9 protein-coding genes are annotated in these 8,885 nt (G+C 52.8%); 8 read left to right on the top strand and 1 reads right to left on the bottom strand.

Features of this window, described 5'->3' with window-relative positions; genetic code table 11:
• Positions 1–181 precede the first annotated feature (181 nt).
• Entirely contained in the window at positions 182–754 is a 573-nt protein-coding gene (locus OH31_RS01580) for a glycine zipper 2TM domain-containing protein (protein WP_024929369.1), read from the bottom strand.
• 190 nt (positions 755–944) lie between these two features.
• Between OH31_RS01580 and ispD the strand changes: the two genes are divergently transcribed.
• From ispD to OH31_RS01540, 8 genes are all read left to right on the top strand, one after another.
• Positions 945–1,652: a 2-C-methyl-D-erythritol 4-phosphate cytidylyltransferase gene (gene ispD, locus OH31_RS01575; protein ID WP_024929368.1), complete on the top strand. Its 708-nt coding sequence runs from the start codon at positions 945–947 to the stop codon at positions 1,650–1,652.
• On the top strand, positions 1,649–2,131 hold the full coding sequence (gene ispF, locus OH31_RS01570; protein ID WP_024929367.1) for a 2-C-methyl-D-erythritol 2,4-cyclodiphosphate synthase: 483 nt from the start codon (positions 1,649–1,651) through the stop codon (positions 2,129–2,131). Before ispD ends, ispF begins: the two co-directional genes overlap by 4 nt.
• A 5-nt stretch (positions 2,132–2,136) precedes the next feature.
• Positions 2,137–3,966: an ABC transporter ATP-binding protein gene (locus OH31_RS01565; RefSeq protein ID WP_024929366.1), complete on the top strand. Its 1,830-nt coding sequence runs from the start codon at positions 2,137–2,139 to the stop codon at positions 3,964–3,966.
• A gap of 235 nt (positions 3,967–4,201) precedes the next feature.
• On the top strand, positions 4,202–4,624 hold the full coding sequence (gspG, locus tag OH31_RS01560) for a type II secretion system major pseudopilin GspG (RefSeq protein WP_019883079.1): 423 nt from the start codon (positions 4,202–4,204) through the stop codon (positions 4,622–4,624).
• Positions 4,625–4,630: 6 nt separating this feature from the next.
• Positions 4,631–5,803: a type II secretion system F family protein gene (locus OH31_RS01555; RefSeq protein ID WP_024929365.1), complete on the top strand. Its 1,173-nt coding sequence runs from the start codon at positions 4,631–4,633 to the stop codon at positions 5,801–5,803.
• The gene (locus OH31_RS01550) at positions 5,800–7,497 is read left to right on the top strand and encodes a GspE/PulE family protein (RefSeq protein WP_024929364.1); all 1,698 of its coding nucleotides are present in this window, start codon (positions 5,800–5,802) and stop codon (positions 7,495–7,497) included. Before OH31_RS01555 ends, OH31_RS01550 begins: the two co-directional genes overlap by 4 nt.
• Positions 7,478–8,305 (top strand): hypothetical protein, encoded by an 828-nt coding sequence (locus OH31_RS01545; RefSeq protein WP_024929363.1) that lies wholly within the window; start codon positions 7,478–7,480, stop codon positions 8,303–8,305. Before OH31_RS01550 ends, OH31_RS01545 begins: the two co-directional genes overlap by 20 nt.
• On the top strand, positions 8,295–8,864 hold the full coding sequence (locus tag OH31_RS01540; protein WP_024929362.1) for a PilN domain-containing protein: 570 nt from the start codon (positions 8,295–8,297) through the stop codon (positions 8,862–8,864). The genes OH31_RS01545 and OH31_RS01540 overlap by 11 nt, the downstream gene beginning before the upstream one ends.
• The last annotated feature ends 21 nt before the right edge of the window (positions 8,865–8,885 follow it).

Genomic DNA, 8,885 nt, shown 5'->3' with positions numbered 1-8,885 from the left:
ACTCTTCGTATGCGAAAGTAGGTCATCCCCAAGCTCCTATTCTAAAAAGGCCTCAACACTCGCGTGTTGAGGCCTTTTTTATTGCTTCAAAATACACGAGAATGGGGTTGGACATTAGAAATGCCTCCTTAAATATACAAAAAAGCCTCTTAACAAGAGGCTTTTTTGCTTAGAGGATCGTTTAATTGATGGTTTGCCATTGGCCTTGTTCTGCGAGGCAAGCGCGATTGCTGGCTTGCTGACGTTTTCCATGTTCTATCCATTCAAGCCGGTAGGATTTACATTTTTGATTACCTTGCATGAAGTCTGCGGTTGGCGTGAGGTTGTATTCAATACGGCTATCAGGATTTACCCAATGAACCCGTTGCCCTATGCGTCCGAGTTCGAGGGCGTGGCCTATACAGCCCCTGTCATTATTATCAATAGCTTTGCCGATCTGGTTGCCAATGACTGCGCCGATAACAGAACCGAGAATAATTGCAATCGGCTTATTTGAGCCTTCACCGACGCTGGCGCCCACTGCGCCGCCGATGACGCCACCAGTCACTGTGCCGACGGTTTGCCACTGACATTCTCCGCTGATGACGCCATAGTCACGCTGCCACTGGTAGCCTGAATAGCCACGATAGTAAGGGTCGTGTTTCTTCCTCCAGCCATGTGCTGGCGCGTGGGCAGGCGGGTCCGCGTAGCTGGTGCCTAATGTTGCGCACAGGGAGAATAAGACGCTGCTAATGATTACCTTGGTATTGTTCATGATTCGCTCCCGAGGATCTATTGTTATGATGGGTACCGTTGCTTGATTATAGAATGACTTTTTAACAAGTGTTTAAGTGGTCTTAAAGAAAAGCAGGTAAGCAGTCATGAGAATGGCGTTTTGTTGCAATATCAGCCGCTTGATTTCAGGTGTGCCAAAGAAGTGCATGGCTGCATGATAAAATAACAGGATGACTCAATATCATGTCCTGATTCCCAGTGCTGGTAGTGGCTCGCGTATGCAGAGTGTCGCACCCAAGCAATATTTACCGCTCAACGGGAAACCAATCTTGCGTCACGCTATCGATACCTTTGAGGCAATACCTGCCATCAGCCGTATTTTTATTGTAACTGCATCTGAAGATGCTTATTGGTCGGATGACTTGTTGCAAGGCTGTTATAAAACTCAGGTATTGTCTTGCGGTGGCGATAGTCGCGCGGCTTCTGTCGATCAAGGTTTGCAGGCCATGGCGTCATATATTGATCGCGACGATTGGGTATTGGTACATGATGCGGCACGCCCTGGTATCGATGCTGAGATGGTGCAGCGTTTAATTGACGCCATTAGACCGACAGACGTTGGTGGTCTGCTGGCTTTGCCGCTGGCAGACACTTTGAAGCGTGCTGATACAACTCAGCATGCCGTTGAGACTGTGCCGCGTGAAGCATTGTGGCAGGCACAAACGCCGCAAATGTTTAAAGCCGGCATGTTACAGCAGGCACTGGCCACACATTTACACCGCCAGCCGACTGACGAAGCGCAGGCAATGGAGTGGGCAGGCCATGTACCCAAGCTGGTGCTGGGTGATTTGAAAAATTTAAAAATTACGTATCCGCATGATGTTGCCGTTGTTTCGGCACTGATGCAGGCTACGCAGAGCGAACAGGATGCAGAATGATCCCTTTTAGAATTGGCCACGGCTTTGATGTACACGCTCTGGTGACTGGCCGTGACTGTATTATCGGCGGCGTGCATATTCCTCATAGTCATGGCCTGGATGGACATTCTGATGCGGATGTATTGCTGCATGCGATTTGTGATGCTTTGTTAGGCGCGGCTGCTTTGGGCGATATCGGCAAGCATTTTCCACCGACAGATATGCAATTTAAAGGAATCGATTCCCGCACGTTGTTGCGGCATGTGGTGGTTTTGCTGAATGACAAAGGCTATCAGGTCGGCAATATTGATGCGACGGTGATTTGTGAAGCCCCCAGGTTAAGCAGGCATACAGCACAGATGTGCAGCAATATTGCGGCTGATTGTCACGTTGTCGTTGACCAGGTGAATGTGAAAGCAACCACCACAGAAAAACTCGGCTTTACTGGCCGCAGTGAAGGCATCGCTGCCGAAGCCGTTTGTACCATTTATTCCAAGTAGTGATCATGCGATTATTCAGCCGTTTTGAAGCATTGGTGTCCCCATTTCCGCGCGAGATACTGCATCAGCTCCCCACCCGTTTCTGGCCTTTTATGTGGGCATGTTCGTATGGCATGCGCCGCTATATCCTGGCGATGACGATACTCACTGCCTGTATTGGTTCTTTTGAAGCGTTATTGTTTGCACTGATGGGCAAAGTGGTCGATAAATTGACTGCGATTGCACCTAGTCAGCTATGGACAACTCATCATGACACTTTGTGGCTGGTGGCCTCGATTTTAATGGGTAGTACGCTGGTTATTGTGTTACAGACATTGATCAAGCACCAGACGCTAGCAGGTAATTTCCCCATGCGTTTGCGCTGGCAGTTTCATCAGCATATGCTCAACCAGAGCATGGGTTTTTACCAGGATGAGTTTGCTGGCCGCGTCTCGGCCAAAGTCATGCAAACCGCGCTTGCCGTGCGCGAAGTCTGGTTTATCCTCGCTGATATCATGGTCTATGTGCTGTTGTATTTCACCACGATTGTGACTGTCGTCGGCAGCTTTCACCCATGGATGGTGCTGCCTTTCCTCGGCTGGCTTTTGCTCTATGCTTGCGCCCTGGTCTATTTTATTCCACGTCTGGCCAAGGTGTCACAGCATCAGGCTGACGCGCGCGCGCTGATGACTGGCCGTATTACTGATGCCTATACCAATATTTCTACCGTGAAATTATTTTCGCATGCAGGACGCGAGGCGAGCTATGCGCAATCGGCCATGCAAGAGTTTCTCGACACTGTCCATGGGCAAATGCGCATGGTGAGTTGTGTCGAAAGCATTAATCATTTTTTGAATATGTGCCTGATTATTGCCAGCGGCAGCATGGTGTTGTGGTTGTGGTCACAAAGTCTGGTCGCCGCCGGGGCGGTGGCAGCTGTGATGGCCATGGGCTTGCGCCTGAACGGGATTTCGCACTGGGTGATGTGGGAGCTGACTTCGCTGTATGAACAAATCGGCACGGTGCAAGACGGCATGAATACCTTGTCGGTGGAGAACCGCGTGGTGGATGTGCCAGACGCGTTGACGCTGAGTGTACCCAAAGGGGAGGTCTTGTTCCAGCAAGTGGATTTCGCCTATGACAAACAGGCGCCATTACTGCAGGATTTTGACCTGCATATCCAACCAGGCGAGCGTGTTGGACTGGTGGGACGTTCCGGAGCTGGTAAATCGTCTATTGTTAATTTGCTTATGCGTTTTTACGATATTCAGGCCGGGCATATCCGCATAGATGGGCAGGCGATTGATAGCGTTAAACAGGATTCTTTACGTCAGCAAATCGGTATGGTGACACAAGATACTTCTTTGTTGCATCGCTCGGTGCGCGAGAATATTTTGTACGGCCGCCCGGATGCGACGGATGATGAGATGATCATGGCCGCCAAGCGTGCCGAGGCGCATGATTTCATTCTGAGCCTGCGCGATGCCAAGGGACGTACCGGCTACGATGCACATGTCGGTGAGCGTGGTGTGAAGTTATCAGGCGGTCAACGCCAGCGTATTGCCATTGCCCGTGTCATGCTGAAAAACGCACCAATACTGGTGTTGGACGAAGCGACCAGCGCGCTGGACTCCGAGGTGGAATTAGCCATTCAACATCATCTCGCACAATTGATGGAAGGCAAAACCGTGATTGCCATTGCCCATCGATTGTCTACCATTGCTGCCATGGACAGGCTGATTGTGCTTGATCAAGGCCGTATTGTTGAAACAGGTACACACCATCAATTGCTGGCACACGATGGCATCTACGCCAAATTGTGGACGCACCAAAGCGGCGGTTTTTTGGGCGAATAAGCGTTCACGCTTGCCACGGCTTTTCTTTGCTGATCTTTTAATCCATTTAAAAACATTTCAATAAATGTTATCCTCTGCTGGGTGTTGACCGCCCAGGCAGAGCGCTCACCTCATTGTCTGGCAGCCTGGTGATGTTAATCCAACATTACAACTGTGACAGATTGTCATATTGCCGCCACTTTTCTGCAATCTAATCTGCTTAGTATTGTCATCAAATTTTCATGGAGTGTTAGCGATGCCTTGTCGTTCTGTCCGGAACAGTCGCGGTTTTACCTTACTAGAATTATTAGTGGTGATGGTTATTATTGGCCTGCTTGCTGGTTATGTTGGGCCGAAGTATTTCCAGCAGATAGGCAAGTCAGAAGTGAAGACGGCGAAGGCACAGATTGCGGCGCTGGAGCAGGCACTGGATCAGTATCGATTGGATGTTGGTCACTATCCGGCCACTGAGCAGGGGTTGCAGGCATTGATGACCAATGCCGATAACAACACGCACTGGAGCGGCCCTTATTTAAAAAAAGAAGTACCGAATGACCCGTGGGGCAAAGCGTACCAGTACCGTATGCCGGGCCAACATGGCGAGTACGATTTGTTCAGCCTGGGCAAGGACGGCCAGGTAGGCGGTAGTGACGAAGCACAGGATATTACCAACTGGTAAACTGCCATGCATTATCAGGCAAAAGTGCTCAATGGTTCTACGCTCACGATGGTGGAGCTGCAGGCTGACGATGAGCAGGACGCGTACGCGCAACTGAAATCCAAAGGCTTGATGCCCGTGTCATTGCATGCGCAAAAGGCAGCCAAAGTATCCCGGCGCGAAGCGTTTCCCCTGGCATTGTTCAGCCAGGAGTTACTGGCTTTGCTGGAGTCAGGCCTCAACCTGGTGGAAGCGATTGATGCGCTGTCTTTGCGCCAGGACCACACGCGTAGCGTATTACAAAGCATTCTGCAGTCCTTGCAGCAAGGCAAGTCATTCTCTGCCGCACTTGAGCGCCAGCCTGCTGTATTCCCACCACTGTATATCGCCACCGTCAAAGCCGCCGAGCGCACCGGTGACCTGGGCAATGCCTTGTCGCGCTATATTGCTTACGACAACCAGGTCTCACTGCTTAAAAAGAAAATCATCAGTGCCTCTATCTACCCCCTGCTGCTGATTGTGGTGGGTGGCCTGGTGATTGCGTTTCTGATGGGCTTTGTCGTGCCCAAGTTCAGCAGTGTCTATGAAGGCACCGGGGCTGACTTGCCGTGGATGTCGAAAATGATGTTGCAGTGGGGCACGCTGATTTCACAGCATGGCGAGACCATGCTGGTGATACTGGCAGGCATGATGATTGGCCTGGTATTGCTATTCAAAACGCCTGCCATGCGCCAGTCCATGTTGCGGACGCTGTGGCGTATCCCCGCCATTGGTGACAAGTTGCATCTCTATCAACTGGCCCGTTTTTACCGCACCCTGGGCATGCTGCTGGCCGGCGGTACACCGATTATGACCGCAATTGATTCGCTGGGCGGCTTGCTCGACAGCAGCCTGGCCCTGAGCCTGCAACAGGCACAAACCATGATCAGCGAGGGCCAGCCACTGTCACAGGCCTTTCAAACTGCGGGCATGACCACACCGATCGGAGAGCGCATGCTGCTGGTCGGCGAACGTGGCGGTAACGTCGCGCAGATGATGGATAGAATCGCCAGCTTTTATGATGAGGAACTGGCACGCTGGATAGACTGGTTTACCAAATTGTTTGAGCCTTTGTTAATGCTGTTTATCGGCCTGGTGATTGGGGTCGTGGTGCTACTGCTCTATATGCCTATCTTTGAACTGGCGGGACAAATCCAATGAACCAGCCTGTGCCCAACCACGCCTTATCCGCCTTGCCGGCAGACCTGTTTGCCCAGGCGCAAACACTGGCGCAACAACAGCAACGCCGTGTGATTGAAGTGCTGGAAGAATTGCTTTCTTTAGAGAACGAAGCGCTGATCACACAATTGGGTAGCCTGTTGCATTACCCGGTGGCTACCATGCGTGAGATGCGCGAATGGCAGGTTGCCTTTGATGTCATCAGCTATAACACCGCCCAGCAGAAAGAATGCCTGGCGTTTTATGATGCGCAACAAACCCTGATTCTGGTGTTTGCTGACCCGTTTAACCGCCAGTTGCCGCTATGGGTGCAGCATGCGGTACAAGTGCCGTTTGAATGGCGGCTGGCGCACAGGTTGGAAATCAGTGCTTACCTGGCCGGTGAAGAAGAAACCATGCGTGCCATGGATGGCGTCGGCTTGTCTAGCGAACAGGCGCAAGAGGGTGACGAAGAAGTCGTCATGCAGTTATCGCTCAAGTCTATCCATGAAGACGCCAACCCCATCGTCAAGCTGATCAATTCCACCTTATATGACGCGCTTAAAACCGGCGCCAGTGATATCCACCTGGAAACGCATCCTGGCGGCCTGGCCGTGAAATACCGCATTGACGGCGTCATGGCCAGCATTGCCAACAGCCCGGGGCTGGACAGCGCAGAGCAGGCCATTTCACGTATCAAGGTCATGGCGCAGCTGGATATTGCCGAACGACGGATTCCACAGGATGGCCGCTTTAAAGTGCATGCCATGGGGCGGCTGATCGATTTCCGTGTCTCCATCATGCCCAGTGCTTTTGGTGAAGATGCCGTCTTGCGCGTATTGGACCGTAAGGCATTGACCGAGCAGGCGCAGGGCCTAAGCCTCAAGGCCCTGGGCTTTGATCTGCAGGTCATTGCCGGCTTCAGGAAACTGGCCAGTGAGCCGTATGGCATGGTACTGGTGACCGGCCCGACCGGCAGTGGCAAAACGACGTCCCTCTATGCGGCCATTTCTGAAGTGAATACCGGCTTTGACAAAATCATCACCATTGAAGACCCGGTGGAGTATCAGTTACCAGGCGTGCTGCAAATCCCCGTCAATGAGAAAAAAGGCCTGACCTTTGCGCGCGGCCTGCGCTCCATCCTGCGCCACGACCCCGATAAAATCATGGTCGGTGAAATCCGTGATGCCGAAACGGCGCAAATTGCCGTGCAGGCGGCATTGACTGGTCACCTGGTGTTCTCCACCGTGCACGCCAACAGTGTGCTGGATGTGATCGGCCGCTTTATGCATATGGGGGTAGATCCCTATCACTTTGTATCTGCGGTGAATGGCATTATTGCCCAGCGCCTGGTGCGTGCCTTGTGCCCACATTGTGCCGAGCCTTTTGTGCCGGATGAGGACATGTTAAAGGCTTCCGGGCTGACATCCGCGCAGGCGGCAGGCATGCAGTTCAAACACGCACAAGGGTGCGGCCATTGCCGTGGTACTGGTTATAAAGGGCGTAAGGCCGTGGCAGAAATGCTGGTGCTCAATGATGAGCTGCGCGAGATGATTATCGCCAGGCAACCGATCCGGCAACTTAAGGAGGCTGCAGCCAGAAATGGCATGCGCACCATCAGGGAAGCCGCGATCACTGCGGTGGCAGAAGGCATGACCAGTTTACAGGAGATCAACCGTGTCACGTTTATTGCCTGATTTCCGTTGGTTAGGTTTAACGCGGGTGCTGATCACCGCAGACCGTTTACTGGCTGAGCACAGGCCTGCAGGCTTGCACACACGCAGGCTGACGGCACAAAGCAGCTGGACCGGAACAGACTTGCAAACTGCGCTGCCGGCATTGCTGGCACAACTGCCCGCCACCCGCTGGCAGCGTATTGAAATTTACCTTGCTGACAAGCATGTGCATCTGTTGCGCCTGCCTGCCATGACACAATCCCTGCAAACGCTGGATGTATCCGGGCAGGAACAGCAGGCCTATGCGCGGGCGGTATTGATGCAAACCTATGGCGAAGCCGCACGGGCATGGCCGTTCCGGTTAGCCGATATCCAGCAGCCACAAGACAGCTTGCTGGTGGCGATGCCTGCTTTGCAAACGTTGAATTTAAATGCGCTGTTGGCAAGCAAGGCCATGCAATGGTCGGTGCAACCCTATGTGTGCGCCTTATGGGCGCAGACGCGTCTGCCTGCGAGCGGCACGGTGCTGACTGCGGAACCGCATATGCTAAGGCTATTGCAGCTGGAGCAAGGCCAGGTGACCCATGTTGCCAGCCTGACAACAGACATGACTGAGGTGAAAGCCATGGCTGCCTGGTTGTTGCGTGAACGTACCTTGCTGGGTGTGCAGGCGAGTCCGTGCTATTGGGTGAGTGAACCGGCCTGCGCGCCTGTGGCTGCCACCGGGCGTCGGCTGTCACAGCAACTGGCAGTGCAGTTGCCATGGCAACTGCTCTATGCTGCGAATCCGGTAACTTCGCTGTGGCCGGAGGTCGTGCATGTGGCCTAATCCTAACTATCAATTTGAATTTGCGCAGCCACCGTTTGCCTGGCAGGCATTGCGCTGGCCAGGTGGATTGCTGGTTGTGCTATTGGGTGTGTTAGTCGCCGTGCAGTATACGGGACTGACAGAGACCGAGGCGCAGTTACAGCGCCTTGCGCAACGCCAGCAGCAGTTGACGCAACAACAGGCCGGTGCGACAACCACAGAACATCAGCCAGCCACTAAAGTGGCAGCCAAACAGCCTGTCGCGGTATTAAGCCAGCCACAGCAGAAGGTCGCTGAAAAAATTGTGCAGCAGTTAAATGTGCGCTGGTTTGATCTGTTGCAAGCCTTGGAATCGCGCCAGGTGCCAGACATCGCCTTATTGCAATTATTGCCAGATGCTAATCGCGGCCAGTTTGTGCTGTCTGGCGAAGCCAAGAGTTACCAGGACTTGCTTAAATATGTGAGCCAGTTACAGGCTGTGCCAACGCTCAACCAGGTGCATCTGCAAAAGCACCAGGTGAACGAAAGTCATCCGCAACGCCCGGTCAGTTTCGAGATACAGGGTGGATGGCAACCATGACTGCATTGCGTCTTGTGACAC

The organism is Methylophilus sp. OH31 (assembly GCF_000576615.1).
GTDB lineage: Bacteria > Pseudomonadota > Gammaproteobacteria > Burkholderiales > Methylophilaceae > Methylophilus.
Note: the sequence above shows the minus strand (reverse complement) of the source record. Positions and strands in the feature narration are given on the sequence as shown.